Below are 26002 nucleotides of genomic sequence, written 5' to 3'. Positions count from 1 at the left end.
GTGGGTAGGAGGATTTCCAAATTGGAATTTCTGTTCTGGTTGGCCCAAGTGGGCTGGGCTCTCAAATGGATCGAAATACGCTTCCTTGTGAAGCGGGACAGGGAAAGCGAGATAACCGTCTCGCGTCTTCTTCACGCAGGCTTGAAAAGCTTTTCAGTGTCCTTGAACGTTTCGTGCGATAGTTCGAACGCATGACTACGACGACCTTGGCATCCTACGCTCCCTGGACCGACCGGCGCGGCAACCTGTCCGCTTTGCGATTGGCCGTCTTCATCGCCGTGCTGCTTCCAGCAGGGCAGATCCTTTACAGCCTAGCCATTGGCCCGGTGTTGCCGGAGCCCTTCGAGATGGAGCTGCACGCCAGCGGTGACTGGGCAGTCCGGTTCCTGCTCGTAACCCTTGCCGTCACACCGCTCAGGCGGATCTTTTCGTGGAACCGGATCGTCGGCGTGCGCCGCATGCTTGGTGTTACCGTGCTTGCCTACGCACTGCTGCATCTGGGGCTTTATGCGGCGCAGGAAAGCTGGAACCTCGGCAAGGTCGTATCCGAGATCTTTCTCCGCTTTTACCTGACCATTGGCTTTGCGGCGTTGTGCGGGCTTGCGGTGTTGGGTGCGACGTCCTTCGATAGCGCCATCCGCAAGCTTGGGCGGAACTGGCAGCGGCTGCACCTGCTGATCTATCCGATCGGTGGTCTCATGCTGTTCCATTTCTTCCTGCAGTCGAAATCGGACGTGACGCAGGCCACCCTGATGGCCGGCCTGTTCGTGCTGCTGATGGTCTACAGGCTGGCGGTGAAGGCCGGATTCCGCCTTGCCAACCCCTTGGTTCTGGCGGTCTGCGCATGTGCGGCGGCGGCCGCGACGGCAGGGATCGAATATGCCTGGTACGCCCTTGCCACGGGTATTCCGGCGGACAGGGTGTTTCAGGCAAACTTTGCCGTTTCCGTTGCGATCCGTCCGGTGGTCTGGGTCGGGATCATCGGGCTCGGGGTCTCTGCGGCTGCAGTCGTTCAATGGGTCGGCGGATTGCTGGGGCCGAGGCTGCGATTGAAGCGGGCTTAGAATAACGCCCATTCCTTCGGTTCAACCATTGTCATCCCATGGCTCTACAATGGGATCCATGCCTATCACCTTTCCCTGCTGATGCGCTTGGCAGTGTGGCAAGGTCACGGTATGGCTTGCCGGATCAAGTCCGGCAACGACGGCGAAGGGAACCGATTTTCCCTTGAAAAACCGCAGATTTGCTCAGGGCCAGGTCTGTTTTAGCTGTTTGAATTGCCCAACGAGCGATATCGGGACTTTCGCCTTACGACTGTTTTTCGTCGTCGCGCACGCGGCGTTCAGCGTTGATCTGTTCCAGTTCAGCCATCTTCTCGCCGATGGGTTTGAGGGCCGAAACCGTTTCGCGGAACTGCTGGGCGCGCTGGTCGAGCAGGCGTTGGGCGAGTTCCGGAAATTCCTGGATCATGCGTTTGAACAGAGCCCGGCGAATGCGGATGATGCGCACGCCGTCGACAGCTTCTGCCCGGCAGGGGCGCTTGTTTTCCGCAAGAAGAGCCGTCTCGCCCAAGAGCGTCCCCTGACCGACACGCTCGATTTCCTCAAAACCGTCCTTGGTCCGGGTCTGCAGGCTGACCGTGCCGCTGGTGATTACCAAACCGCCATCGGCGCGGTCGCCCTGATCGAACAGGCGCTGACCACGGTTGTAATCCATGCTTTCGGCGCTGAAGGCGAGCAAACGAAGCTGATCGTCCTGAAAATCCGAAAGCGTCGGGATTTGTTTGAGAATCGCAATGTCTTGGGCAAGGCTCATGCCCAAGAAATACGCCGATTACCGGTTAGGGCACAAGCTTATATCCACCGGCTTCTGTGACAAGAAGCTCCGCATTGGACGGGTCACGCTCGATTTTCTGCCTGAGGCGGTAAATGTGGGTTTCCAGCGTGTGGGTGGTCACCCCGGAATTGTAGCCCCAGACCTCGTGCAGCAGCACGTCGCGGGTCACGGGCTTTTCACCGGCGCGGTAGAGGAATTTGAGGATGGAGGTTTCCTTTTCCGTCAGCCGGACCTTGGAACCGCTGTCGTCCTGCATCACCTTGGCAGCGGGCCGGAAGGAATAGCGGCCAATGGCAAAGGTGGCGTCTTCACTCTGTTCATGCTGACGCAGATGCGCCCGCACGCGGGCCAGAAGCACGGCAAACTTGAACGGCTTGGTGACATAATCATTTGCACCGGCCTCAAGTCCCAGGATCGTGTCGCTGTCGCCGTCATGGCCGGTCAGCATGATGATCGGGGCCTTGAAACCGCCCTTGCGCAACAGTTTGACCGCCTCGCGGCCGTCTATGTCGGGCAGGCCAACGTCCATCAGAAGCAGGTCGACGTGTTCTTCCTTGGCCATGGCAATTCCGGACGTGGCCGAATCCGCCTGGATCGTCTCGAATTCATCGTAAAGCGAAAGCTGTTCCACCAGCGCTTCACGCAGTTCGTTATCGTCATCGACAATCAAAATCGTGCGAGCGGTCATCGTCGCGTTCCTCGCCAAAATCCAACATCTTTTCACGGCGACTTGTGCAAAGGACACAAGCGCGTTCCTGCTCCTATGTGCGTGGGAAATTGTTCGCGCACAAGCGGTGCCGCGTCAATTCTTCTTCACGCGGGGTTTAGGGGTGGTTTATCAAGAAGACCGGCGGAGCGGTCAGGCAGAACGGGCATAACCATGAAAACCTTGAAAAAATCGGCGGGAAAGCTGGAAGTTCATGCTTCACCGCTGGACCGGAGACGGGGCGTTCTCCGTCTCGGGGAGATCACGGTCCCGTGTGCGCTCGGCCGGTCGGGCATCGTCATGCGCAAGCGTGAAGGCGATGGTGGCACGCCTGCGGGCCGTTTTGCCTTGCTGCACGTCTACTATCGCCCGGACCGGGGGCTGCCGCCCGCAACGCTGCTGCCGGCCGAACCGCTGTCGCCGACGTCCGGCTGGTGTGACGACCCTGGCCACCGTCGCTACAACAGGCCGGTGCAACTGCCTTTTCCGGTCGGCCACGAGAAGATGTGGCGCGACGACAGGCTCTACGACATCGTCGTTGTTCTGGATTGCAACCTGGACCCCGCAGTGAAGGGAAAAGGCAGCGCGATCTTCTTTCACATCGCCCGGGAAGGGTATTCGCCGACGGAAGGCTGTGTCGCCGTTTCGCCGGAGCACATGCGCCTGATCCTTCAAAACGTCAGCCTTGGTGCGGAGATGGTGATCCGCACCTGAGCTGGGTATCAGGACCGGCGTTCAACGCCGGCTTACGGGTTGGCGGGGGCCTGCGGCCGGTAGATGACGAAGCTGCCGCTGACCGTGATCGAGGTCCTGACACCGGCGTCGTCGGTCGTGGTTGCCGTGCGAATGCCGAAACCGTTGCGTTTGACGGTCTGGTCGTCCGTCACATTGCTTTCCAGGAAGGTCGCCCTGTTGCCGTTGACACTTTCCAGGATTGCCGTGTGCCGCGGTTCGCCGCGGGACATCGTCTGCTCCTCCCAACTGCCGTCGGGCTGCGTTACACGGACCGTGACTTCGAAGCGGGTGAACTGGAAGACGTCGCCCGGACGAGCATCGGACAGGTTGCTGATCACCCGTCCCCAGACATAGGTGGAGGCCGGCTTGATGAAGCCGACGTGCCGGAAACCGTTGTCGACCAGGGTCCAGCACTGGCCGTCGCCTTCAACCCGGCCCAGTCTCTCAGTGGCGAAATTGATCAGGCGTTGCGCCTGTTGAGCGTTTACGTCGGGCATGATCGTTATCCTTCATAACTGCCCCTCAGACGCAATCTTAGGCGGGTCTGACCGTGAACTCTGTAACCGGCATCACGATTACGTTGGTATCAGGGGCAACCGAATGCGCCTTGCCGCGTTTTCGGAAAGTTTCTCACAGGCAGGGACTGCGGCCAACCGCATAGGTTTCCGCTGTCTTGTCTGTTATGACCGAAGCTTAGGTTCACGGAGACGATCAAAACATGCGCTGGAAAGGCCGCCGCGGCAGCAGCAACGTTGAAGACAGGCGTTCAATGGGTGGGAGGCCGCGCATGCGCGTTGGCGGTCGCCGGATGAGAGCCGGTGGTGGTATCGGCTTGACGGGCCTTTTGATCGTGCTCGGCATTGCCTGGCTGACCGGCATCAATCCCCTGGCATTGCTCGGCCAACTGGATGGCGGGGGTGGATACGACACCACGTCGTACCAGACCCAGGCTCCACGCAGTGCCGCGGACCAGGAAACGGCCCAATTTGTCTCCGTCGTTCTGGCGGATACCGAAAACACCTGGGGCCAGATCTTCGAAAATGGCGGGGCAAACTATCCGGAACCGACCCTGGTGCTGTTTTCCGGGTCGGTGTCTTCGGCTTGCGGATATGCCAGCGCGGCCACCGGTCCGTTCTACTGCGGGGCCGACAGCAAGCTTTATATCGATCTTTCCTTCTATCAGGAGCTGGCAAGCCAGCTGAATGCGCCCGGCGATTTCGCGCAGGCCTATGTGCTGGCGCATGAAGTCGGCCACCATATTCAGAACGTGCTCGGCGTTTTGCCGGAGTTCCACAAGGCCCGGCGCACGCTCAGCCAGGCGGAAGGCAATGCCCTGTCCGTGCGTGTCGAACTGCAGGCCGATTGTTACGCCGGTATCTGGGCGCATTACGCCGCCCGCCAGAAAGGCTTTGTCGAGGAAGGCGATATCGACGAGGCTCTGAACGCGGCGAGCCGGATCGGCGACGATACCCTGCAGCGTCAGTCTCAGGGCTATGTTGTGCCGGAAAGCTTCAACCACGGAACTTCGGCGCAGCGCGCCCGCTGGTTCCGGAAGGGCTTCCAGTCCGGCGACCTCAACGCCTGTGAAACGTTCAACGCGGCGACCCTTTAAGGGGCACCAACACATCGCGTCCTGCCTTGGCTCCACTTTGGCATTGCTGCCGCGTCGCCGTTTGTTTTTCCGGACCCTTCCGGTTTTGACAGGCCGCGGCACGGATTGCAGGGTCAATCCCTGTAAAGACGAACAAGGGGGTTATCAGACGGCTCTTTCCGTTTACGCATATCTGCGATGACGGCCTGTCCCACTGGTAATTTGAGGTGATTTCCGCCATATAGGGGCAAATGTCCGCAAGATGGCGGACGCTTTTCCTTGAAGCTTTGAAGAAGTGCGACCGGTATGGCGTCTGAAACCAGACCCTTTTTGAAGATGAACGGCCTTGGCAATGATTTCGTGGTCTGGGATGCGCGTGAAAACCCGCTGCGTCTGGCCCCCGAAGCCATTGCCGCACTGGGCGATCGTGAGACGGGCATCGGTTTCGACCAGATGATCACCGTTGAACGGTCCTCGCTGGGTGTCGATGCCTTCATGCGCATTCACAATCGCGATGGCAGCGAGGTGTCGGCCTGCGGCAACGCCACGCGTTGCATCGGCCGTCTGCTGATGGAGGAAGCCGGCAAGGATCTCGTCACCATCGAGACCGGCGCCGGGCTGTTGCATGCGTTCGATGCAGACGGACCGCGCAGCGTGACCGTCGACATGGGCGTGCCGCGGCTTGCCTGGAACGAAATTCCGCTGGCGGAAGAATTCGCCGACACCCGTGCGATCGAACTCCAGATCGGGCCGATCGACGATCCGATCCTGCACACGCCGGCCGTCGTCAACATGGGCAATCCGCACGCGATCTTCTGGGTCGATGACGTGGAAGCCTATGAGCTTGAGCGGGTCGGCCCCTTGCTGGAACATCATCCGATTTTCCCCGAATACGCCAACATCTCGCTGGCTCATGTGTTCGATACCGATCAGATCCGGGTGAAGGTTTGGGAACGCGGCGTCGGCCTGACGCTGGCTTGCGGCACCGCGGCGTGTGCGGTCGGCGTTGCCGCCGCGCGCGATGGCCGGACAAGCCGCAAGACCACCATCCATCTGCCGGGCGGCCCCATCGGGATCGAATGGCGCGAGAGCGACAACCATGTGCTGATGAGCGGTCTGACGGAAGTGGAATTCGAAGGCGAGGTCGATCTCGATACGCTGGCCTGGCGCAAGACCGCCGCGGGCGACGTGCCGTTGGCGGCTGGAGCCGCGTCATGAGCATCGATGTCGTCACCTTCGGCTGCCGGCTCAATGCTTACGAGTCGGAAGTCATGAAGCGCGAGGCGGAGGCTGCCGGGCTCAAGGACGCCATCCTCGTCAACACCTGTGCCGTCACCGGCGAGGCTGTTCGCCAGGCCCGCCAGGCCGTGCGCAAGGCCAAGCGCGACAATCCGAACGCAAGGGTGATCGTCACCGGTTGCGCCGCGCAGACGGAAAGCGAGACCTTCTCTTCCATGGAGGAGGTGGATCTGGTGCTCGGCAACACGGAAAAGCTGGAGCGCAAGTCCTATCAGGACGTTGCCGCTTTCGGCGTTTCCGAAACCGAGAAGGTGCGCGTCAACGACATCATGAGTGTCGAGGAGACCGCAGGTCACCTGATCGACGGCCTCACGGGCCGCGCGCGGGCGTTCGTGCAGGTCCAGAACGGCTGCGATCACCGCTGCACCTTCTGCATCATCCCCTATGGCCGGGGTAATTCCCGGTCCGTGCCGATGGGCGTGGTCATCGACCAGATTAAGCGCCTTGTCGGCAACGGCTATAACGAGATCGTGCTGACAGGGGTCGACATCACCTCCTATGGGGCCGACTTACCGGGAACCCCCAAGCTGGGGACGCTGTCGGCGAAGATCCTGAAGATGGTTCCCGAGCTGAAGCGCCTGCGGCTGTCTTCCATCGATTCCATCGAGGCCGATGACGACCTGATGCGGGTGATTGCAGAAGACGAGCGGCTGATGCCGCATCTGCATCTGTCACTGCAGGCGGGTGACGACATGATCCTGAAGCGAATGAAGCGGCGCCACTTGCGCGCCGATACGATCCGCTTCTGTGAGGAGGTACGCCGCCTGCGGCCGGACATGGTTTTCGGCGCGGACATCATTGCCGGCTTCCCAACGGAAACCGAGGAGATGTTCCAGAACTCGCTGAGGATCGTCGACGAATGCGACCTGACGCATCTGCATGTCTTCCCGTTCTCCCCGCGCAAGGGTACGCCGGCGGCGCGTATGCCGCAGTTGCCGCGTGACGTCGTGAAGGAGCGCGGTGCGCGCCTCAGGGCCAAGGGTGAGGAAGCTCTGGTCCGGCATCTTCAGGCCGAGGTCGGCAAGACCCGTCCGGTCCTGATCGAGAAGGAAGGCCTTGGCCGCACGGAACAGTTCACCCAGGTCGAGTTGGGCGGCGGCACGGCCGGTGAGATTGTCGAAACCAGAATTGTCGGCCACACCGGTCGCCATCTTCTGGGCGAAGCCCTCTCCAGGGCTGCCTGAGGCACGGTTTAGGGTTCGGGTGGTGACGGGCTATCCTGTGGTGTGTGTCTGATTGAATTGAAGCCGGGGCGAATTGCAATGTAACCCTCATCCTGAGGAGGCCCGAAGGGCCGTCTCGAAGGATGGGCGGCAATCTCGGCGCAAGTGGCCCATCCTTCGAGACAGCGCGGAGCGCTTCCTCAGGATGAGGTTCAGGGTTTGGCTTTGGCGGCGGATGCCGACAGTTTAAGAACGCAGTAACGGGCAGAATTTTTAAGGCAGGTTCATGAGCGAGAAAAAGCGCGGCTTTCTTGGACGTCTCTTCGGCGGCAAAAGCAAACCGGAAGACGAGGCCGTTCCGGCCGCCGAAGATGCGGCACAGGAAGCAGCATCCGCAGAGCCTCAGGACGAGGACCCGGCGCTCGACGTGGAGATGGAGGTTCGCCCCGTTGCCGCGATGAACGAGCCGTTCCAGCCGTTTTCGATGGACGTCTCGCCGGGTGTCGCGCCCGAACTGTCGCCGATGAAACCGGTGCTGCAGCCAGAAGACATTCCGTCCACCGATATCGGTTCCGACGACGTCGAGCCCCTGGAGACGGAAACGACTGAACCGCCTGCAGAGGAGCCGGAAGCAGTTCAGCCGGAAGTGCCGGAAACGCCAGCGCACGAAACACCTGCACCCGAAGCACATACGCCTGAACCGGCAAGTGTTCCAGATCCGGTCGTCGAGCCCGCTCCCGCGCAAGAGCCTGTTGCCGCACCTGCGCCCGCCGCGCCCGCTGCCGAAGAACCGAAGCTGTCCTGGTTTCAGCGGCTGAAGAACGGTCTTTCCCGCTCTTCCGCATCGCTTACCGAAGGCATCAGCTCGATCTTCACCAAGCGCAAGCTGGATGCCTCCATGCTGGAGGAGCTGGAAGATATCCTGATCCAGGCCGACCTCGGCGTCGACACGGCGATGGCGATCACCGACCGGCTGTCCGACGGGCGGTACAACAAGGAAATTTCGCCGGAGGAAGTCCGGGCGATCCTGGCGGAAGAAGTCGAGAAAGTTCTGGCGCCCGTTGCCAGGCCGCTAGACCTAGATACCGGCAAGAAACCGCATGTGGTTCTGATGGTCGGGGTCAACGGCACCGGCAAGACCACCACCATCGGCAAGCTGTCGCAAAAGCTGCGTTCCGAAGGCAAGACCGTCATGCTTGCCGCCGGCGATACCTTCCGGGCCGCCGCAGTGGAACAGTTGAAGATCTGGGGTGAGCGCACGGGCGCTGAAGTGATTGCGCGCGACACCGGCGCGGACGCCGCCGGACTTGCTTATGACGCGATGAAGGAAGCAAAGGCCAAGGGCGTCGATGTGCTTCTGGTCGATACCGCCGGGCGGCTGCAGAACAAGGCGGAGCTGATGGATGAGCTGGAAAAGGTCATCCGTGTGATCAAGAAACACGATCCGGAAGCTCCGCACACGGTTCTGCTGACGCTGGACGCAACGACCGGACAGAACGCGCTCAATCAGGTCGAAATCTTCGGCAAGGTTGCCGGTGTGACCGGTCTGGTGATGACGAAGCTGGATGGCACGGCGCGCGGCGGCATCCTGGTGGCAATTGCCGCCAAGCACGCCATGCCGGTTCATTTCATCGGTGTCGGCGAAGGGGTTGCCGATCTCGAGCCCTTCTCGGCCAGGGAGTTTGCCAGCGCAATTGCAGGGATGGCTTGAACCGAACATCGGGTCGAGGCCCTGGGCTGTGTGCGAGGTTGGTCAGATCCGGCAATGGATCTGAATTTATCGATCCTTGCGCGGGAACCTGAACGCCCTGGGCGCGTTGTGCTAGCGTCGAAGTCTATCGCGCGCGGAAACCCTTGTAATGACGGCAGCCGGGCGCAAGCGCGGAAAGGCCGTCATGATTTCCAGACTGTTGCAATCCTTCCTTCTCGCCCTGGTCTTGTCCCTGCCAGGGGCACTGCCTGTGTTGTCGCAAACGGAAAATAAGGCCGGCGCCATCACCGCGATGCCCGGTGCCGGTGAAGATCAGGCGATAGAGCAGCGTATCAACGACATTTTTGATGAACTGGACGGGCTTGCCGGAATTTCCGTCTCGGTAAAATCGGGTGTGGTCAATCTGAATGGTACGGTGACCGAGGCCGTTCTTGCCACGAAAGCCGAAGAGCTTGCCGGCCGCGTGGACGGCGTTGTTGCGGTCCAGAACAATCTCACTGAAGAAACCGCGCTGGAGGAACGCCTTGTTCCGGTTTACGAGCGGTTGCAGGCGCGTCTGTCCCAGGCTGCGAACTATCTGCCGCTTGCGCTGGTTGCCTTGCTTGTCTGGCTGCTGGCGAGTGCAGCCGGCGTGCTGATTGCACGGCTTGAATGGCCCTGGAACAAGCTGACCCCCAATGCCTTCATTGCAGATCTCGTCCGGCAGCTGATCAGGATCCTGTTTTTCACGATCGGCATCGTGCTAGCGCTCGATGTGCTTGGGGCAACCGCCGTTATCGGCACGTTGCTCGGTGCAGCGGGTATCGTGGGCCTGGCGGTTGGTTTTGCCGTGCGCGACACGGTCGAAAACTACATCGCCAGTATCATGCTCAGCATCCGGCAGCCGTTCAATCCGAAGGACTTCGTCAGGATCGAAGGGTATGAGGGCTATGTCATCAGCCTCACGTCTCGTGCCACGATCCTGATGGAAAAGGATGGAAACCACATCCGCATCCCCAACGCGATCGTCTTCAAGAGCACGCTAGTCAATTTCTCCACAAATCCACGGCGGCGCTTCGTGTTCGAACTGGGTGTCGATGCGGACAGCAATCTGGACAAGGCGCTGGATGTCGGCCTGAACACGCTTCGCCGTCAGGGGTTCATTCTTGAAGAACCTTCTCCCGATGCCTGGATCGAGGCATTGGGGGATTCCAACGTTGTCCTGAGCTTCGTCGGCTGGATCGACCAGACACGCACCGATTTCCAGAAAGCCCGGTCCGAGGCCATGCGCCTCGTCAAGCTTGCGCTTGAAGCAAACGGCTTCTCCCTGCCCGAACCCATCTACCGGCTGCGCTTCGATGATGCGCCTGCTCTGGAAAACCTCCTGGCAGACAGGGGGCGGCCGGATCGGGAGCAACGGAAAATCGCCAGCAAAGAGACCGTCTTCCCCGAAATGGTGGAAGAAGTGCTGAACGATACGGAAGCTGACAGGGACCTTGAAAAGCAGGTCGACCAGGAAAGAAGAGCAGCCCAGTCGGAAGACCTCCTCGATGAGGATGCGCCGAAGGAATTCGGCGCGAAATCCGCCAAGCTTTCCTGACAGGCGATCTGAGACTGAGCGGCTATCCGCTGGGCAGGTCAGGCAAGGCTGACCCTGCGCCAGCGGGACTCCACAAAGGAGTAGATCGCGAAAATCATGAGGCCGACCGCCAGGGCGAACAGCATGATCCGCCCGTAAGGCAATTCCTGAATGTATCTAAGCGCGTCGAGGGTGCTCGGCAGATCGCCGTCGGACGTTGCTGCGCCCTCGATGCCAAGCCAGATCATTACCGACAGAAGGGCAAACACGACACCGCGCGCTGCAAGGCCAAGTACCGACACAACGTGGACGACCCGCATCGGGGCCTCGTTTTCGTCGAAATGCTTGGTGTATTTGCCTGAATAGGCTTTCCACCAGTGCGCGGCTGCAATGCCCAGAAAGACGAGCGACAGACCGGCCACGAACAGGCGCTGGCCAAGACCTTGCGAAACGGCGTTCAGCACGTTCGGCAGCAGTTTGCCTCCGCCTGAGCCGGTTATTCCAAGCAGGCCAATGGCGTAGAGTGCGAGCGCGGTATAGGTGGCAGCGCTTGCCAGAAGGGCGAGGCGGACGACGAGCCCCTGCGCACTCCAGCCGTGGTTATCCGCGTCCAGAACAGCCTGAACCAGCCGCCAGACGACAAGGCCGAACAGGCCTGCGACCAGAACAGCCACGAGAACAGATCCGAAAGGTTGGGATAACAGGGTAACGAGCGCGCCCTTGGTGCCTTTGCTGCTGCCCGCGCCGACGGAGGCGAGAATGGCAAAGAACGATACGACGCCGTAGACCACACCGCGCGAAAGATAACCGGCGCGCGCGGCAGCTTGTAACCAGTTCGCGTGTCTCATGACCCTGGTCTTTCCGCCATGCCGGCATTTTGACAATCAGATGTGTGCTGCGGAGTGCCGCCTTTTGAAGGATCGCTGGCGGGAGGCGCGTTTGCGCGGATAGCTTTCTGCGGAAGATTCAGGCGAGGCCGAGAAACGACAGAATCGCGACAACGACGACAATGAGTCCGACGAGATAGATGATGTTGTGCATGATGTAATCCTTGCCGAAACGGAAAAGGGCCGGACGCTGTGTGAACGGGGGGGCGGCCGTTCATGGGCGGGGGCAAGCGTCCGGCCCAAACAGTTGGAGGTCATCTGCCGGGGGCGCGGCAGTGTTACCGGGAGTGGGTCAGATCAGTCCAATAAAAGACAGAATCGCGCCGACAACGACGACGAGACCGACCAGATAGATGATACCGTTCATGCCTCTCTCCTTTCGTTGGAAAGAGAACTCGCCAAACCGAATTTGGTTCCGCCGAAACGCGCAGAGATGTGAAAACTAGTGTCCCGGTTCCCAGTCTTCAGGTGCCAGGACGAATCCTTCGAACTGGAATCCGGGTGCGACAGTGCAGCCGACAAGGGTCCATGAACCGAGCGAACGGGCCTGCTGCCAGCCATCGCGCGGAACAATGCCCTGCGGGCGTTCACCTGCCAGAAGGTCGTTGCCCAGGGTGAGCACCTTTATGGTGGCTCCGTCCGTGCTGATGGAAAGTTCCAGCGGGCTGCCGGCATACCAGTGCCAGGTCTCGACCGCGTCCACCTTGTGCCAGCGGGACAGCACACCTTCGGGAAGCAGGAAGTATATCAGCGTTGATGCAGCCCGGCCGCCATCGTCGGTGACGCTGTCACGGAAGGTTTCGGCATAGTAGCCGCCTTCGGGGTGTGGCTGCATGTTGAGAAGATCGATGACCTTCTCGGCGGTCAGACTGGCGGAAGAAGACATGAAAGGTCCCGGACGGCTTGACAGTATTTCCGGGACGGGATCGCTCAGGAGGATTTGGGCCCGGTGCAGAAAGCCAGATCATCAATGGTTTCGCGCAAGGCCGCAACCACTTCCTCGTATAGCAACTGCATGTCCAGCCTGTGTCCGCCGCCCAGATGACCCGGTATCGGTTCGGCCTGGCCGACTATTCGGCTGACCACATCCCGTGCCCGTTGCTCCGCAGAGCGTGTCAGATGGTTTTCGGAACTCGCTGGTGTCATGGTGAGTGCCCCTTCATGATCACGATAGCGTGCATATGGGGGCAACTTCGCGTTGTTTTAAGGCTCCCGGCCAAGAAAAACCGGAAGGCGGCACAAGATCTTTGCGGCAGATGCCATAGGTATGATCAAGCGTTGTCCTTGCGGGTGCGGATTTCCGTGAAGACTTCGGCAGCGCTTTTTCCTTCCATGCCGAGGGCCCTGGCAACCGAAGCTTCGCCTGCGCGCAGGAACGGGTTCGTCGCCTTCTCTTTCGCCATGGTCGTCGGCAATGTCGGGGCACCTTCCTGGCGAAGCGTTTCAACCTCCTCTGCCCGGGCTTTCAGATCGGCGTTGTCCGGGTCGATGGTCAGGGCAAAGCGTGCATTGGCCAGGGTGTATTCATGGCCGCAATAAATGGTGGTGTCGTCGGGAAGCTGGCGCATCAGCTTGGCAAGCGACGACCACATCATCTCCTTGTCGCCCTCGAACACCCGGCCGCATCCGAGCGCAAACAGCGTGTCGCCGGTATGGGCCACCTTGATTGCCGGGATGTACCAGGAGATCTGATCCAGGGTGTGGCCCGGAGTCGAGATCGCCTTGATCGCGTAAGGCCCGCAGCGGACCTCGTCGCCGTCTTCCACGGTGCGGTCGAACTCGGCAATCTTCAGGCGCGAGCGCTCGGGGCCGATCACCGTGGCGCCGGTCTTCTGCTTGAGCGTGCCCAGACCCTGAACATGGTCCCAATGGTGATGGGTGATCAGAATATGCGTCAGCGACCATCCGGTCTGCTCCAGCGCCTTTTCATAGGCAGCGGCGTCGGGAACGTCGACGGCAATGGTCGTGCCGCTGTCGGTGTCATGGATCAGCACGCCGAAATTATCGTCGAGACAGGTAAACTGGTGAATTTCGGTGGTGTCGCTCAAGGCCATGAAACGGCTCCCTGCTCAGATCTGTTGGTTGATGTGCAGACTGGCAAAGACAGGCGCCAAGGGCAAGGCAAGAGATCTTGCGCTCTCCCACCGTTCCATGTTCAATCGCCGCGACCCTTATTGACCGAGCAAGGCTGAATGTATCTCGACGTCGTTCATTTGCGCGCCTTTTACGATTTGCCGCTCGGCAGGCTGCTGCGCAGCCTGATCGGAGGCCCGATTCGCAAGATGTGGCCGGACCTCACCGGCCAGGCCCTGCTTGGTATCGGCTACGCCGGCCCGTTCATGCGGCCCTATCTCGATACAGTCGACCGGGCCATCGCGGCCATGCCCGCGCCCCAGGGTGCCGTTCACTGGCCGCGCGAGCGGCAAAGCGCCAGTACGCTGGTGGAAGACCAGGACCTGCCGTTTCCCGATGCCTATTTCGACCGGGTGATGCTGGTGCATGCTCTCGATCACTGTTCCGATCCGGCGGCGGTTCTCAGGGAAGCCTGGCGGGTGCTGGCGCCGGGCGGGCGGCTGATTGCCGTCGTGCCCAACCGGCGCGGCCTGTGGGCGCAGTCGGAGCTTTCCCCCTTCGGCTATGGCCGGCCTTATTCGGGCAGCCAGCTCAAGGATCTTCTGAAGAGCTGCCAGTTCAACGTGACCGACGACAAGGAAGCCCTCTTCATGCCGCCCTCGCGCGCCCGCACCATCCTGCGCGCGGCCCGCACCTGGGAAGGCATCGGCCGGCGCATCTGGCCTGCTTTCGGCGGAGTCCTGATCATGGAAGCGGAAAAGGTCGTCTTCCAGAGCCTGCCTGTAGATGGCAAGAAAAGCCGGTTCCGCGTGCTGCGGCCTGTCTTCATTCCCGAGGGCGTCGCGACAGGTCTGAAACCTGTCAGGTCCGTGCATCGGCAGGTGAAGGCGGACTAGGGCTGGTGGTTTGGTTGGGGGGTGCGGTGTGCATTGTTGGCTGAACCCCCACCCCTAACCCCTCCCCACAAGGGGGAGGGGGACCAGACCTCATATGCGGTAAGGCCACAATTCAGCGGTTGATGTTGATTTGAAGGCCTTGTCTGCGGCAAGGCAGAATTCCCCTCCCCCTTGTGGGGAGGGGTTAGGGGTGGGGGTCTGATTCCCCAAAATCTCACCTGAAACTCCAGCTACCTGCCTGCCGCCGGTTGATCCAGCCCGCTTACCGCTTCAGCAGAAACACGGCCTGTTCGGCGACGATGTTCCACACCCACCAGGGGGCGTTGACCGGGATCTTGTTGCCTCTGCCGCTGAGGGCGATGGCCTTTTCGACGTTCGCGTCCAGTTCCCGGCAGAGTTCAACGAAGTCGCGCAGGGAGCAGAAGTGGATGTTCGGCGTGTCATACCATTCGTAAGGCAGGTATTTGGTCACCGGCATACGGCCGCGGAACAGGAGCTGGGCCCGGTTGCGCCAATGGGCGAAGTTCGGGATCGAGATCACCACCTGATTGCCGATGCGCAGCAGTTCGCTGACGACCTTTTTCGGTTCGCGGGTGGCCTGCAGGGTCTGGCTGAGGATGACGACGTCGAAGGCCTGGTCCGGATAGTCGGCCAGGTCCTGGTCGGCATCGCCCTGGATCACCGACAGGCCGCGGGCAACGCAGCGGTTCACGCCTTCCTGGGACAGTTCGATGCCGCGACCGTCCACCTGGCGTTCGCGCACCAGAAGGTCGAGCAATTCGCCGTCGGCCGAACCGATATCGAGCACGCGCGCATTGTGCGGCACCAGCGAGGCCACAACCTTGTGGTCGCCGCGCACGTCGCCGGATTTGGTCTGTCTTGGAGCCAGGTTCACGGGATCAGGCCTCCTCGCCCGGTGCGGGCAGGCCGCGGGCGTGTGCTGCGCCGGTGATGAAGCCGGAAATGGTCTGGAACATCTCCGGCACGTCCAGCAGGAACGAATCGTGACCCCGGTCGCTCTCGATCTCGACAAAGGAAACGTTGGCCGCTGCCGCGTTGAGCGCCTTGACCACGCGCCGGCTTTCGGACGTGGGGAACAGCCAGTCGGAGGTAAACGACATGACGCAGAACCGCGTCTTCGTTCCCTTGAAGGCATTCGCCAGCGAGCCGCCGAACTGATGCGCCAGGTCGAAGTAGTCCATCGCCCGGGTGACATAGAGATAGGAATTGGCGTCGAACCGGTCGACGAAGGTCATGCCCTGGTGGCGCAGATAGCTTTCGATCTGGAAATCCGCGTCGAAACCGAAGGTGACATTTTCCCGGTCCTGCAGGTTGCGGCCGAATTTCTGATGCAGGGATTCGTCCGACATGTAGGTGACATGCGCCGCCATGCGGGCAACCGCCAGACCCTTGGTCGGACGTTGCCCTTGCTGCAGATAACTGCCGCCGCACCAGTTCGGGTCGGCCATGATCGCCTGCCGGCCGACTTCGTGGAAGGCGATGTTCTGGGACGTGTGCCGGGCTGCCGCGGCAATCGGCACGGCTGAAAACACGCGCTCGGGATAGCTGGCTGCCCATTGCAGCACCTGCATGCCGCCCATGGAGCCGCCGATGACCGCAAACAGCGTGTCGATGCCGAGGTGATCGACCAGGCGTGCCTGAGCCCGGACCATGTCTCGGATCGTGATGACGGGCAGCGCCAGGCCATAGGCCTGTCCGGTTTCCGGGTTGATGGAGGCCGGTCCGGTGGTGCCGAGGCAACCGCCGAGCACGTTGGAGCAGATCACGAAATAATGGTTGGTGTCGATCGGTTTGCCCGGGCCGACCATCTGGCTCCACCAGCCGGGTTTGCCGGTCACGGGGTTGGTGGAGGCCACATACTGGTCGCCGGTCAGGGCATGACACACGATCACGGCATTGGACTTTTCCGCGTTGAGCTCACCATAGGTCTCATACGCGATCTGCCAGGGGCCAAGTCTCACGCCGGCATCGAGCTCCAGCGGTTCTTCCGCCGGAAAGCGCGCAAGTTTGCTTGAGGGCGAAACCGCTTCGCTTGCCTTCAGATCCTCCGGGGTGGCTGGACGTGATGTGTCTGCGGACATGGCTCTTTTAGAATTAACTGTTGTCCCGGGCCGGGAGAGTTTCAGGCCGGTTGCGCGGGCCACAGTCCGCCGCCGGGAAACGGCAGGTGCCCGTCAGCGCGGCCAGACTGGCGACCTAGCCGTGCCGGAACGCCTGAGTCAATGTTTTCTTTTGCCTTTGGGCAATCACATGCCTATGACTATGCGCCGCTGAACCCAAACGAAGGCCGGAGCCACCTCATGTCTCAATTGCCGGACAGCGGGCTGTCGCTGGACGACCTCAGGACGCGGGTCGACGAGATCGATGCACGCATCCACACCGCCCTGATGGAACGCGCCCAGGCCGAAGCCGGCATCCAGGCCGCCGGCCGCGCCGCAGGAGCCGCAGCCGCCCTGTTTCAACCCGAACGCGACGCCGACCTGATGCGCCAGATGGTGGAGCGCCACGAGGGCGATCTGCCGCTGGCAACCGTCGAACATATCTGGCGGGACCTCATCTGCGCCTGCACCAGCCTGCAGGCGGATACCGCCGTTCATCTGGACGGCAGCGCCGATCTGATCGAGATGCTCGACCTGGCGCGTTTCTATTTCGGTTTTTCCGTGGAGCTGGTGCCGGGAAGCGATGCGGCCGACGTGGTCGGCGCCGTGACGGCCTCTGCCTGCGACCTGGGCCTGGTGGCGCTGATCGACCGGGCGGAACTGCCCTGGTGGCGCGGCCTCAGCGAATCCGGCGCACTGGTGCGGGCACGGCTGCCTTTCGTCATTCTGGACGAGCGTCCCGCAGATCTCCCGGCGCTGGTGCTGGCCAAGGCCGACAGCATGATCGACAACGCGGATGTGGCGGTTTATGACGCCCGCTGGTCCGATCTTCTGCCGGGTAACCTGATGGATGAGGGCATTGAGGTGCTCAGTTTCTTCCGGTCCGCCAGTGGTGTCGACGCACTGCTTGCGATTTCCGGCGAGCTGACGGAAGAGGATGTGCGCGCGGCCTGCCTTGCCGCAGGCGCCGCCCCGGAAGTTTTGAGACGTGTCGGCGGCTATGCCGCACCGATCGACGGCAATGGCGATCCGGACGACACTTTTGCTGCCGAGGACGAGGAGCCTCAGGGATGAACGAGATGACGACAGTGAGCGAAGCTGGCAAGGCAACCGCAAACCGCCCGCAGCCGCGGCCGGGGGTTCTGGATATCGCGCCTTATGTTCCCGGCAAGTCCAAGGGCAGCCACGGTAAGACCGTGCACAAGCTTTCGTCCAACGAAACACCGCTGGGCACCAGCGATGCCGCCCGTGCGGCCATCGAAGCCGTTGCCCGGAACCTGGAGCTTTATCCGGATGGGTCTGCCACAGAGATTCGTGCCGCCATCGCCGAGGTCTACGGCCTCAATCCGGACCGCATCATCTGCGGCGCCGGCTCCGACGAGGTTCTCAGCCTGATCGCCAATGCCTATCTCGGCCCGGGCGACGAGGCGATCTACTCCGAGCATGGCTTCCTGGTCTATGACATTGCCATCCGTGCTGCCGGGGCAACGCCCGTGATTGCGCCGGAAAAGGACATGACCACGGATGTCGACGCGATCCTGGCCAGGGTCACGGACAAGACCCGGATGGTCTTCATCGCCAATCCGAACAACCCGACCGGCACCTATCTGCCGTTCGAGGAGGTCAAGCGGCTGCATGAGGGCCTGCCGGCCAATGTTCTTCTGGTGCTTGACGCCGCCTATGCGGAATATGTCCGCCGCAATGACTATGAAAGCGGTCTCGAACTGGCGGCGACGTCCGACAATGTCATCATGACGCGGACCTTCTCCAAGATTTACGGCCTTGCCAATCTGCGGCTCGGCTGGGGCTTCGGCCCGGCGCATGTGATCGACGCGCTCAACCGCATCCGCGGGCCGTTCAACATCAACGGCATGGCAATCGCCGCCGGCATTGCCGCCGTCCGCGACCGGGACTTCGTCACGCGGTCGATCGAGCACAACGACACATGGCTGCCGTGGGTAACTGCGGAGCTGGAAAAGCTTGGCCTGAAGGTGACCCCAAGCGTCGGCAACTTCGTTCTGGTTCACTTCCCCGATGAGGACGGCAAGCGCGCGGCGGATGCCGATGCCTATCTGCTGGAGCGGGGCTGCGTGCTGCGCATGGTCGGCAATTACGGATTGCCGAACTCGATCCGCATGACCATCGGCTCCGAAGAAGCCAACCGGGCCATCATTGGCCACCTGAAGGACTTCCTGGAACAGAAATAAGAATCACATGACTGTTGCCCCCATTTTCGAGCGCATGGCCCTGATCGGCATCGGCCTGATCGGTTCCTCGCTTGCGCAGGTCGCCCGTCAGCGCGGCCTCGTCAAGGAAATCGCGATTTCCACCCGGTCCGCGGATACCCTGCAAAGGGCAGAGGAACTGGGTCTGGGCGACAGTTATGCGCTCGACGCCGCCGTTGCGGTGGAGGGGGCGGATCTGGTGATCCTGTGCGCCCCGGTGGGCGCCAATGAGGCTATTGCCAAATGGATTGCGCCTGCGCTGAAGAAAGGCGCGATCCTGACCGATGTCGGCTCCACCAAGGCTTCCGTCGTCGATCAGGTCAGCCCGCATGTGCCTGAAGGCGTGCATTTCATTCCGGGCCACCCGATTGCCGGGACCGAGCAGTCCGGCCCCGATGCCGGGTTCCCGACGCTGTTCGACCAGCGTTGGTGCATCCTGACACCGCCTGAGGGCACAGATACCGAGGCCCTCGAAAAACTGAGCGCGTTCTGGCGCGCCTGCGGCTCCGACGTCGACACGATGGACCCCAAACACCACGATCTGGTGCTGGCCATCGTTTCGCATCTGCCGCATCTGATCGCCTACAACATCGTCGGCACCGCTGACGATCTGGAAACGGTCACCAAGTCAGAAGTCATCAAGTATTCGGCGTCCGGTTTCCGCGATTTCACCCGTCTGGCGGCGTCCGATCCGACCATGTGGCGGGACGTCTGCCTGCACAACAAGGAAGCGATCCTGGAAATGCTGGCGCGGTTTTCCGAAGATCTTTCCGCTCTCCAGCGGGCGATCCGCTGGGGCGATGGCCAGATGCTGTTCGACTTGTTCACCCGCACCCGGGGCATTCGCCGCTCGATCATCGAGGCCGGCCAGGAAACAGATGCCCCCGACTTTGGCCGTCACGCCAAGGACAAGGCCGGTGTGCCTGCGGAGTGAGTGTTTCCACCTGGAACCGGAGCTGGCCAGGGAATTGCCCGGGCGTTGATCCCTTGATGCAGTTCAGCACCGGGATGTCTGGCCTGACAGCGGAGCGCGGGGCGACGGCTTCAACCAAATCTGTCATTCCCGCGAAAGCGGGAAACCAGGATACCGTAAGCCAAGAATGAAGTTTGTGAAGCAAACTCATGAGGTTTCTGGGTCCCCGCTTGCGCGGGGATGACACCTGAGAAAGGCGCAAGTTCGTGACAGGAACCACGACAATTGCGCCCTTTGGCACTTTCCTGTCAGCCTCTGAGGATCGTACGACCTTCGAAGGCTTTTTGTCTGGTCAGTTCGTCCTGTCGACGATGAAACGGGCGAGGGCGCTCAGGATCGCCGCACGGCTGCCATAGGGCGCAAGCAGCGTTTCGGCCTCCCGGACCAGGTGGCCAAGCTCGTCGCGCGTCCTGACCGTGCCCCAGAGCCCCACAAGCGTTGCCTTGCCGGCTTCCGCATCCTTGCCGGTGGCCTTGCCCATTGTTTCCGCGCTGGCTTCCACGTCCAGAAGGTCGTCTGCAAGCTGGAAGGCAAGGCCGATCACTTCACCGAAGCGCGTCAGCCGGTCGATATCCGCTTCCGGTGCATCGGCCAATATGGCGCCCGCCCGGCAGGCGTAGCGCAGCAGTGCGCCGGTCTTCATGGATTGAAGCTGGCGGATCTCCGCCTCGGTGCGCTCGCGGTGCTCGGACTCCAGGTCGAGCATTTGTCCGCCCGCCATGCCGCCGAAGCCGGAAGCCCGGGCAAGTTCGCGCGATAGCCGCAGGCGCACGGCTGCATCCGCATGCACCGCCTCGCCGGTGATCACGTCGAACGCGAGCGTCAGCAGCGCGTCACCGGCCAGAATGGCGGTCGCCTCGTCATAGGCCTTGTGCACGGTTGGCTGGCCCCGGCGAAGATCGTCGTCGTCCATGGCGGGCAGGTCGTCATGGACCAGCGAATAACAATGGACCAGTTCCAGCGCGCAGGCGGCCTGCAGAACACCGTCATCTGCCCGTCCGAACAGATTGGCTGTCTCCATCACCAGAACCGGCCGCAGGCGCTTGCCGCCGTTGAGCGCGCCGTGGCGCATGGCGGCAAGCAGCCGTGGGGGGCGCACTTGTTCGCCCGGCAGCGCCTGGTCGGCCAGAAGCGTTTCCAGTGTAGCCTCCACGAACTTGGCCTGGAACGTCAGATGCTGGTTTGGGTCAAGGGTCACGATTGGCTCCGGGACGGATCGGCAACATTTTCAAAGTCCGGGTTTCCCTGAAACCAATTCTCTGTATCGTCAAGGCTCGAATTTCAAAAAAATGCGGGAGCTACCTGCCCGATCTTTTCAAACTGACCCATTTGGAGACTTTTCCATGAAACTGCTGTCGAGCCTTCTGCGATCCTTCATCAAGCGCGGGCGCATGCGTGTGATCGACGTCGCGGGTGCCGTGCACGAATTCGGGTCGGGCGAGGACGGTCCAACAGTGACCATCCGGCTGCATGACAAAAAGCTTTACCGATCCCTTTTTCTCAATCCGGAGCTGGCCGCAGGCGAAGCCTATATGGACGGAACCCTGACCATGGAGGAAGGGTCGACCTGCTATGACTTCATGTTCCTGTTTTCCATCAACAGGGCGCCGCTTGGGGCCAATCCGGTGCAGGGCCTGTTGCGGAAGGGCTGGAAGCTCTTGCGGCGCCGCCAGCAGCAGAACAGCGTCGAACGGGCAAAGTCGCAGGCTCGGCACCACTATGACCTCTCGACAGACCTCTATCGGCTGTTCATGGACGAGGGCCTCAACTACAGCTGCGCCTATTACACTTCACCTGACGACACGTTGGAACAAGCCCAGGCGGCCAAGCTGACCCATCTGGTCGCCAAGCTCGATCTGAAACCGGGGATGGAGGTGCTTGAAATCGGTGGAGGCTGGGGATCGCTCGCCATCCGCATGGCCCAGGCAGGTGCAAAGGTTACCTCGCTCAACGTCTCGCCAGAGCAAGTGAAGATCGCCGAGGAGCGCGTGCGTGCCGCCGGTCTTCAGGACCAGGTAACCTTCGTTCTGAAGGACTACCGGGAATTCGAAGGGCAGTTCGACCGGATCATCTCGGTGGGCATGATGGAACATGTCGGCATCGGTCATCTCGATGAGTATTTCGGCCAGATCCGCAAATGCCTGACCGCGAAAGGCTATGCTGTCGTACATTCCATCGGGCGGATGACTCCTCCGGGCACGACGGGGCCTTTTATTCGCAAGTATATTTTTCCCGGGGGCTACGTTCCGGCGCTGTCGGAAGTCTTTGCGTCCACCGAACGGCTTGGGTTATGGGTCTGCGATGCGGAAATCCTGCGACTGCACTACTACTACACCATTCGCGACTGGCGCGTTCGTTTCGAAGACAAGAGGTCGATTGCTGCTGATCTTTACGACGAAACTTTCTGTCGTATGTGGGAGTTTTATCTCTGTGCGGTCGAGCTGGGTTTCCTGCACGGATCCAACATGGTCTTCCAGCTCCTCCTGTCGAAAGAGAGGGATGCCGTGCCGATTGTCCGCGACTTCATTGTCGATAACGAACGGGAACTGAATGGCAAGGGTTAAACCTGCGACGGGAGGAACGACAGGCTCTGGAGGGCCGTCCGGACGCCGCCGTGGCATCTTCGGCGTTGTCCGCAAACGCCTGTTGCAGCTGCTGCTGGTTCTTGTGCTGCTGCCGCCGGTCCTCACTGTTATCTATTCCGTGGTGCCGCCCGTCAGCACCCTCATGATCGGGCGGTATGTTCAGTTTCTGTGGGTCGACCGGCAGTGGGTGCCGCTTGAAGAGATTTCGCCAAATCTCATCCGCTCGGTCATCACCTCGGAAGACAGCGGCTTTTGCGAGAACGACGGTGTCGAGTGGGACGCGCTTCAGGACCAGGTCGAAGCGTTGAGCGAAGGCGAAAAGCCCAGGGGTGCCAGCACCATCACCATGCAGACGGCCAAGAACCTGTTTTTGTGGGGCGAGCGGTCGTACATCCGCAAGGGACTGGAGCTGCCGCTGGCCCTGATGCTGGATGCGATCCTGACCAAGAAGCGGATCCTTGAAATCTACCTCAATATCGCCGAGTGGGGCGAAGGCATTTTCGGTGCTGAAGCGGCTGCCCAGGCCTGGTTCGGCAAGAGCGCCAAGGAGCTGTCGCGCACCGAGGCTGCCAGATTGGCGACAGCTTTGCCAAATCCACGCGGCCGGAACCCCGCAAAACCCGGGTCCGGACACCGGAAACTGGCCGGCACCAACCTGGCCCGCGTGCAGGGTGCAGGGCCAATTTTCGGCTGTGTTCTGGGGAAATAGGCGCAGGCGGATGGCGCTTTGGTCCGGGCTGTTCTATCCAGACCAAGAATTTTTTCTCTATGGGGTGGCAAAACGTTGGCGTTGCCTGTATAACGCCGCGCATTCCAACACGCTGCGTGACGCCACGCCCCGGGCTAACCCGGTCCGGGCCGCGCGGTTATGGACCACGGAGAAAAACAAAATGGCCGTTCCAAAGAGAAAAACCTCGCGCTCCAAGCGCGGTTTTCGCCGTTCCGCGGACGCCCTCAAGCAGCCGACTTACGTCGAGGACAAGGATTCGGGCGAACTGCGCCGTCCGCATCACGTTGACCTGAAGACCGGCATGTACCGGGGCCGTCAGATCCTTTCCGCGAAAGACGACGCATAACACCCGCATTCTTCTTGAATGCAGGTAGCGTCCGGATCGGATCGCCGCATGGCAAAACAAGATTGAGGCTGGCCTTGTTTCGACGGGCCGGCCTTTTTCTTTTCCGCGCCTTGAATTGGCTTTCAAGATCGTGTCAGCTCGCTCCGAATTCCGCCCGCTTCGGGTGGCCTTTATACCGGGAGCCGTCCATGCGCCTTTTCTCAGCCCTTCCCTTCACGCTTTTCTCGCTGCTGATCTATAACGCCCTTGCTTTCACGGCAGGCGCGGGAGACCCAGGCTTCTGGGCGCAGCCGATGATCACCATCCAGATGGTTTCCGGCGCGACCTTCGAGCTTCTGACGAGCGATCTGCTCATCACCGTCGGGCTGTTGTTCCTGTTCATCGAAATTCTGAAGGCGACCCGCATCGGCACGACGGCTTTGCTGGACCACATGTTCTCGGTGCTGGTGTTCGTCGCCTATCTGGTGGAGTTTCTGGTGGTGCAGCCCGCGGCGACGTCGCTGTTCTTCATCCTGATGGCGATCTCCCTGATCGACGTGATCGCTGGGTTCTCGATCTCCATCACCGGCGCACGGCGGGACGTTTCCTTCGGCCATGGGGATATGCACTAAGACTGCTTCCTGCTCGACCGCTGTTATTCCGGACAAGGGAGAGGCAGTCGGACGCAGGTCCGGGAGGCCGACGCAATGGCAATAAAGGAATAGGTGACAAAACACTGACCTGAGAAGGAAACGTTGAAGCGGTTTGTTTGTCCTGAATACGATCAGGGAAGCATCCGGCCCGCTTACGTGTCGCAAATCAGCGAAATGTGGGCAGCAGACAGGGGGTTGGTGGTCGATGAAGCCACGGTAACGCTACCCCGAAAGCGGATCGGCGCTTGTATAAAGACCTGTGTAAATCAGGGGCTTGTTGAGGAATGCGGACTGACAAAGGATCACGATTAAAACGGACCGTATAAACTCTGGCGTCTAAAAAAGGATTCCCCGTCAAATAGTTACCGGAATCGTAACAAAGTATTGAATAACTTGACTTTTTCTAAGTTAGGACCTATGTTGAAGGGGTCTAACTGATCCGGTGGTAGAAGCCGGGGTAGGTTTGACTTAAGGGCGGGGTGAAAACCTCGCCCTTCGTCTATCTGATCACGCCTTTGGGGTCTGCTCGGTTGCACTCTGGAACAAGAACAGCGTCCAGCTGATCAAAGGAAAGGTGGATGCGGCGCTTCCTTGCTGCACTGGTCGGAACCTCTCTACGCAGCAAGCCGTGGGCAAGAAAATCTGCTGTCTGAATAAGATAGCTTTCGTGTGACGGCTTAAAGTGCGGATCTTCCAGAATCCGATCAATCGGAATGTTACGCGTGACGTTTCCGTCAGACCAAAACGTCTGATTGCTCGGGATTGGATTGTGAACACGCATCTTCCGGACGAGTTGGGTGTACTGCTGCTCCTTTCCCTCATCACAGATAAGGAAAGCATACGAATCCCAGGCCAAAAGAGTGCGATTGATCCTGTTCAAAAGGCGTTCGAAGGCTCGAAACTGGTCATCACCCGCGTTGCAAACGTTGAAAACGCGGACATTCCAGCGCTTCATGTATTCGACCACCTGAAACTGCTTATGAAAGATCTGGGATCGCCTGTGCCTACTAAGGTGGCCGAGCGTGGAGCGGCTACCCCTGCCAGACAGGAAATTGGTTGCGTGAAGTTCATAGGTTACAGGTACACCGTGAACATCACGCAGATGGGCGCGCCAGCTTTTGATGTACTCAAAAACTTCGTTCCAATTCCTATGAGGAATCGCGATGGCCGAAAAAACATTCACCGGCCGATCTGTTGAGTCATCAATATATACTAGGTGCATGCTAGTTTATCGTTCAATCCTAAGTCAGGATTGAACGCCTTACGCTACGTATCTCAATCAGTGATTCGGTAATAAAAATACCACAATCAAGCCTGAATACTCACAGATGGTCGAGCCATCCCCCGCAATTCACAAGGTGTGGCGCTGCCAATATCCGCGCCATTGCTTGGATTTCGGGGCAGCCGATGTTGCACTTACTGCCATTGTGAACTGAGTACCGTTTGCTTCGCCGCGGTAATCTTTACGCCATGCCATTTCGACGGCATACGCGTCGAGGTAACGACCGGCGATCTGTGATGAATGCCGATTTCGGCGCGGCGCAGGCGAGAGAAGAAGCTTTCAGCCTGATTGGTGCAGGCTCCGTCCTTGGAAAAGGCTTCCTTCTGATTGACACGCTTTATCGGGAAATAAGCTGCCAGTTTGTCCCAATAGGATGCTTCGTCAGCATGGACGGTGGACTCGTGGTTGACGTTGGCAGCCACCAGCTTGACGCTTTCGGCCCTCTGAGCCGGTCACATATGTAAGGGTACCGCCTTCACGCTGGCGCTTAGCAACGACAACCTGACGCTTGCCAGACAGAAGCCTTGAAACGTTGGCGACATTTTACTCTGTTAATTTCCCGGAAAATGGGTTCGCTTCGCTCACGCCGATATCCGGAAACCGGATATCGGCGTGCAGCGTTGCGCTGCACGTGTCCGAAAGGACGGGCGCGGA

The 26002-nt window shown here is 60.5% G+C and carries 26 protein-coding genes and 1 pseudogene; 15 read left to right on the top strand and 12 right to left on the bottom strand.

Annotation, left to right across the window (positions count from 1 at the left end; genetic code table 11):
• Positions 1–191 precede the first annotated feature (191 nt).
• Entirely contained in the window at positions 192–1064 is an 873-nt protein-coding gene (locus tag SIAM614_RS17945; protein ID WP_006936708.1) for a protein-methionine-sulfoxide reductase heme-binding subunit MsrQ, read from the top strand.
• 244 nt (positions 1065–1308) lie between these two features.
• Here the strand turns inward: SIAM614_RS17945 and SIAM614_RS17940 are convergent, their stop codons facing one another.
• Positions 1309–1815, bottom strand: a complete 507-nt coding sequence (locus SIAM614_RS17940; RefSeq protein ID WP_006936707.1) for a Crp/Fnr family transcriptional regulator — start codon at positions 1813–1815, stop codon at positions 1309–1311.
• 25 nt (positions 1816–1840) lie between these two features.
• Entirely contained in the window at positions 1841–2524 is a 684-nt protein-coding gene (locus tag SIAM614_RS17935) for a response regulator transcription factor (RefSeq protein WP_006936706.1), read from the bottom strand.
• A 192-nt stretch (positions 2525–2716) separates the two neighbouring features.
• Here SIAM614_RS17935 and SIAM614_RS17925 point away from each other — a divergent pair, with 192 nt between their 5' ends.
• Complete coding sequence (locus SIAM614_RS17925; RefSeq protein WP_006936705.1) at positions 2717–3256, top strand: L,D-transpeptidase family protein; 540 nt, start codon at positions 2717–2719, stop codon at positions 3254–3256.
• Between the two features lie 32 nt (positions 3257–3288).
• On the opposite strand, the gene SIAM614_RS17920 is transcribed toward SIAM614_RS17925, so the two are convergent.
• Positions 3289–3774 carry a hypothetical protein gene (locus SIAM614_RS17920; protein ID WP_006936704.1) on the bottom strand — a complete coding sequence of 162 codons (486 nt, stop codon included), beginning with the start codon at positions 3772–3774 and terminating at the stop codon, positions 3289–3291.
• Positions 3775–3995: 221 nt separating this feature from the next.
• Here SIAM614_RS17920 and ypfJ point away from each other — a divergent pair, with 221 nt between their 5' ends.
• The 5 genes from ypfJ to SIAM614_RS17895 all read left to right on the top strand — a co-directional run bounded on the left by ypfJ (position 3996) and on the right by SIAM614_RS17895 (position 10620).
• Positions 3996–4889 (top strand): KPN_02809 family neutral zinc metallopeptidase, encoded by an 894-nt coding sequence (gene ypfJ, locus SIAM614_RS17915; RefSeq protein ID WP_006936703.1) that lies wholly within the window; start codon positions 3996–3998, stop codon positions 4887–4889.
• Between the two features lie 285 nt (positions 4890–5174).
• Positions 5175–6086: a diaminopimelate epimerase gene (gene dapF / locus SIAM614_RS17910; RefSeq protein WP_006936699.1), complete on the top strand. Its 912-nt coding sequence runs from the start codon at positions 5175–5177 to the stop codon at positions 6084–6086.
• A complete protein-coding gene (gene mtaB, locus SIAM614_RS17905) occupies positions 6083–7351 on the top strand; it encodes a tRNA (N(6)-L-threonylcarbamoyladenosine(37)-C(2))-methylthiotransferase MtaB (protein WP_006936697.1) in 1269 nt (422 codons plus the stop codon). The genes dapF and mtaB overlap by 4 nt, the downstream gene beginning before the upstream one ends.
• 265 nt (positions 7352–7616) lie before the next feature.
• Entirely contained in the window at positions 7617–9041 is a 1425-nt protein-coding gene (gene ftsY / locus SIAM614_RS17900) for a signal recognition particle-docking protein FtsY (RefSeq protein WP_006936695.1), read from the top strand.
• 148 nt (positions 9042–9189) lie between these two features.
• Positions 9190–10620 (top strand): mechanosensitive ion channel family protein, encoded by a 1431-nt coding sequence (locus SIAM614_RS17895; RefSeq protein WP_006936689.1) that lies wholly within the window; start codon positions 9190–9192, stop codon positions 10618–10620.
• Positions 10621–10658: 38 nt separating this feature from the next.
• Here SIAM614_RS17895 and SIAM614_RS17890 read toward each other — a convergent pair whose 3' ends face one another.
• The 4 genes from SIAM614_RS17890 to gloB all read right to left on the bottom strand — a co-directional run bounded on the left by SIAM614_RS17890 (position 10659) and on the right by gloB (position 13540).
• Complete coding sequence (locus tag SIAM614_RS17890) at positions 10659–11447, bottom strand: DUF1206 domain-containing protein (RefSeq protein WP_006936688.1); 789 nt, start codon at positions 11445–11447, stop codon at positions 10659–10661.
• A 481-nt stretch (positions 11448–11928) separates the two neighbouring features.
• Entirely contained in the window at positions 11929–12372 is a 444-nt protein-coding gene (locus SIAM614_RS17885; RefSeq protein WP_006936683.1) for a cupin domain-containing protein, read from the bottom strand.
• A 44-nt stretch (positions 12373–12416) separates the two neighbouring features.
• Positions 12417–12632: a hypothetical protein gene (locus SIAM614_RS17880; RefSeq protein WP_006936682.1), complete on the bottom strand. Its 216-nt coding sequence runs from the start codon at positions 12630–12632 to the stop codon at positions 12417–12419.
• A 125-nt stretch (positions 12633–12757) separates the two neighbouring features.
• A complete protein-coding gene (gloB, locus tag SIAM614_RS17875) occupies positions 12758–13540 on the bottom strand; it encodes a hydroxyacylglutathione hydrolase (RefSeq protein WP_006936681.1) in 783 nt (260 codons plus the stop codon).
• Between the two features lie 138 nt (positions 13541–13678).
• On the opposite strand from gloB, the gene SIAM614_RS17870 reads away from it, so the two are divergent.
• Positions 13679–14455: a class I SAM-dependent methyltransferase gene (locus SIAM614_RS17870; RefSeq protein ID WP_006936680.1), complete on the top strand. Its 777-nt coding sequence runs from the start codon at positions 13679–13681 to the stop codon at positions 14453–14455.
• A gap of 262 nt (positions 14456–14717) precedes the next feature.
• On the opposite strand, the gene metW is transcribed toward SIAM614_RS17870, so the two are convergent.
• The gene (gene metW, locus SIAM614_RS17865; protein WP_006936679.1) at positions 14718–15350 is read right to left on the bottom strand and encodes a methionine biosynthesis protein MetW; all 633 of its coding nucleotides are present in this window, start codon (positions 15348–15350) and stop codon (positions 14718–14720) included.
• A gap of 4 nt (positions 15351–15354) precedes the next feature.
• Entirely contained in the window at positions 15355–16557 is a 1203-nt protein-coding gene (gene metX, locus SIAM614_RS17860) for a homoserine O-acetyltransferase MetX (protein ID WP_006936678.1), read from the bottom strand.
• 219 nt (positions 16558–16776) lie between these two features.
• Here metX and SIAM614_RS17855 point away from each other — a divergent pair, with 219 nt between their 5' ends.
• From SIAM614_RS17855 to SIAM614_RS17845, 3 genes are read left to right on the top strand one after another with little or no spacing between them, the layout of a single operon-like run.
• Positions 16777–17649 carry a chorismate mutase gene (locus tag SIAM614_RS17855; protein ID WP_050789423.1) on the top strand — a complete coding sequence of 291 codons (873 nt, stop codon included), beginning with the start codon at positions 16777–16779 and terminating at the stop codon, positions 17647–17649.
• Positions 17646–18782 (top strand): histidinol-phosphate transaminase, encoded by a 1137-nt coding sequence (gene hisC / locus SIAM614_RS17850; RefSeq protein WP_006936676.1) that lies wholly within the window; start codon positions 17646–17648, stop codon positions 18780–18782. The genes SIAM614_RS17855 and hisC overlap by 4 nt, the downstream gene beginning before the upstream one ends.
• A 7-nt stretch (positions 18783–18789) precedes the next feature.
• Positions 18790–19734, top strand: coding sequence for a prephenate/arogenate dehydrogenase family protein (locus tag SIAM614_RS17845; RefSeq protein ID WP_006936675.1), 945 nt, complete (start codon positions 18790–18792; stop codon positions 19732–19734).
• Positions 19735–20065: 331 nt separating this feature from the next.
• Here the strand turns inward: SIAM614_RS17845 and SIAM614_RS17840 are convergent, their stop codons facing one another.
• Positions 20066–20971 (bottom strand): polyprenyl synthetase family protein, encoded by a 906-nt coding sequence (locus tag SIAM614_RS17840; protein ID WP_006936674.1) that lies wholly within the window; start codon positions 20969–20971, stop codon positions 20066–20068.
• A 145-nt stretch (positions 20972–21116) separates the two neighbouring features.
• Between SIAM614_RS17840 and SIAM614_RS17835 the strand changes: the two genes are divergently transcribed.
• From SIAM614_RS17835 to SIAM614_RS17820, 4 genes are all read left to right on the top strand, one after another.
• Positions 21117–22337 carry an SAM-dependent methyltransferase gene (locus SIAM614_RS17835; protein WP_006936672.1) on the top strand — a complete coding sequence of 407 codons (1221 nt, stop codon included), beginning with the start codon at positions 21117–21119 and terminating at the stop codon, positions 22335–22337.
• Positions 22324–23067, top strand: coding sequence for a monofunctional biosynthetic peptidoglycan transglycosylase (mtgA, locus tag SIAM614_RS17830; RefSeq protein WP_006936670.1), 744 nt, complete (start codon positions 22324–22326; stop codon positions 23065–23067). Before SIAM614_RS17835 ends, mtgA begins: the two co-directional genes overlap by 14 nt.
• 181 nt (positions 23068–23248) lie before the next feature.
• Entirely contained in the window at positions 23249–23434 is a 186-nt protein-coding gene (rpmF, locus tag SIAM614_RS17825; protein ID WP_006936667.1) for a 50S ribosomal protein L32, read from the top strand.
• A 188-nt stretch (positions 23435–23622) separates the two neighbouring features.
• Positions 23623–24045 (top strand): hypothetical protein, encoded by a 423-nt coding sequence (locus SIAM614_RS17820; RefSeq protein WP_006936665.1) that lies wholly within the window; start codon positions 23623–23625, stop codon positions 24043–24045.
• A gap of 520 nt (positions 24046–24565) precedes the next feature.
• Here the strand turns inward: SIAM614_RS17820 and SIAM614_RS31265 are convergent.
• Positions 24566–25288, bottom strand: a complete 723-nt coding sequence (locus SIAM614_RS31265) for a DUF3800 domain-containing protein (RefSeq protein ID WP_006936663.1) — start codon at positions 25286–25288, stop codon at positions 24566–24568.
• A gap of 129 nt (positions 25289–25417) precedes the next feature.
• A pseudogene (locus tag SIAM614_RS32985) lies at positions 25418–25864 on the bottom strand (transposase); the annotation flags it as partial.
• Positions 25865–26002 lie beyond the last annotated feature (138 nt).

This window comes from Roseibium aggregatum IAM 12614, assembly GCF_000168975.1.
GTDB classification, from domain to species: domain Bacteria; phylum Pseudomonadota; class Alphaproteobacteria; order Rhizobiales; family Stappiaceae; genus Roseibium; species Roseibium aggregatum.
Note: the sequence above shows the minus strand (reverse complement) of the source record. Positions and strands in the feature narration are given on the sequence as shown.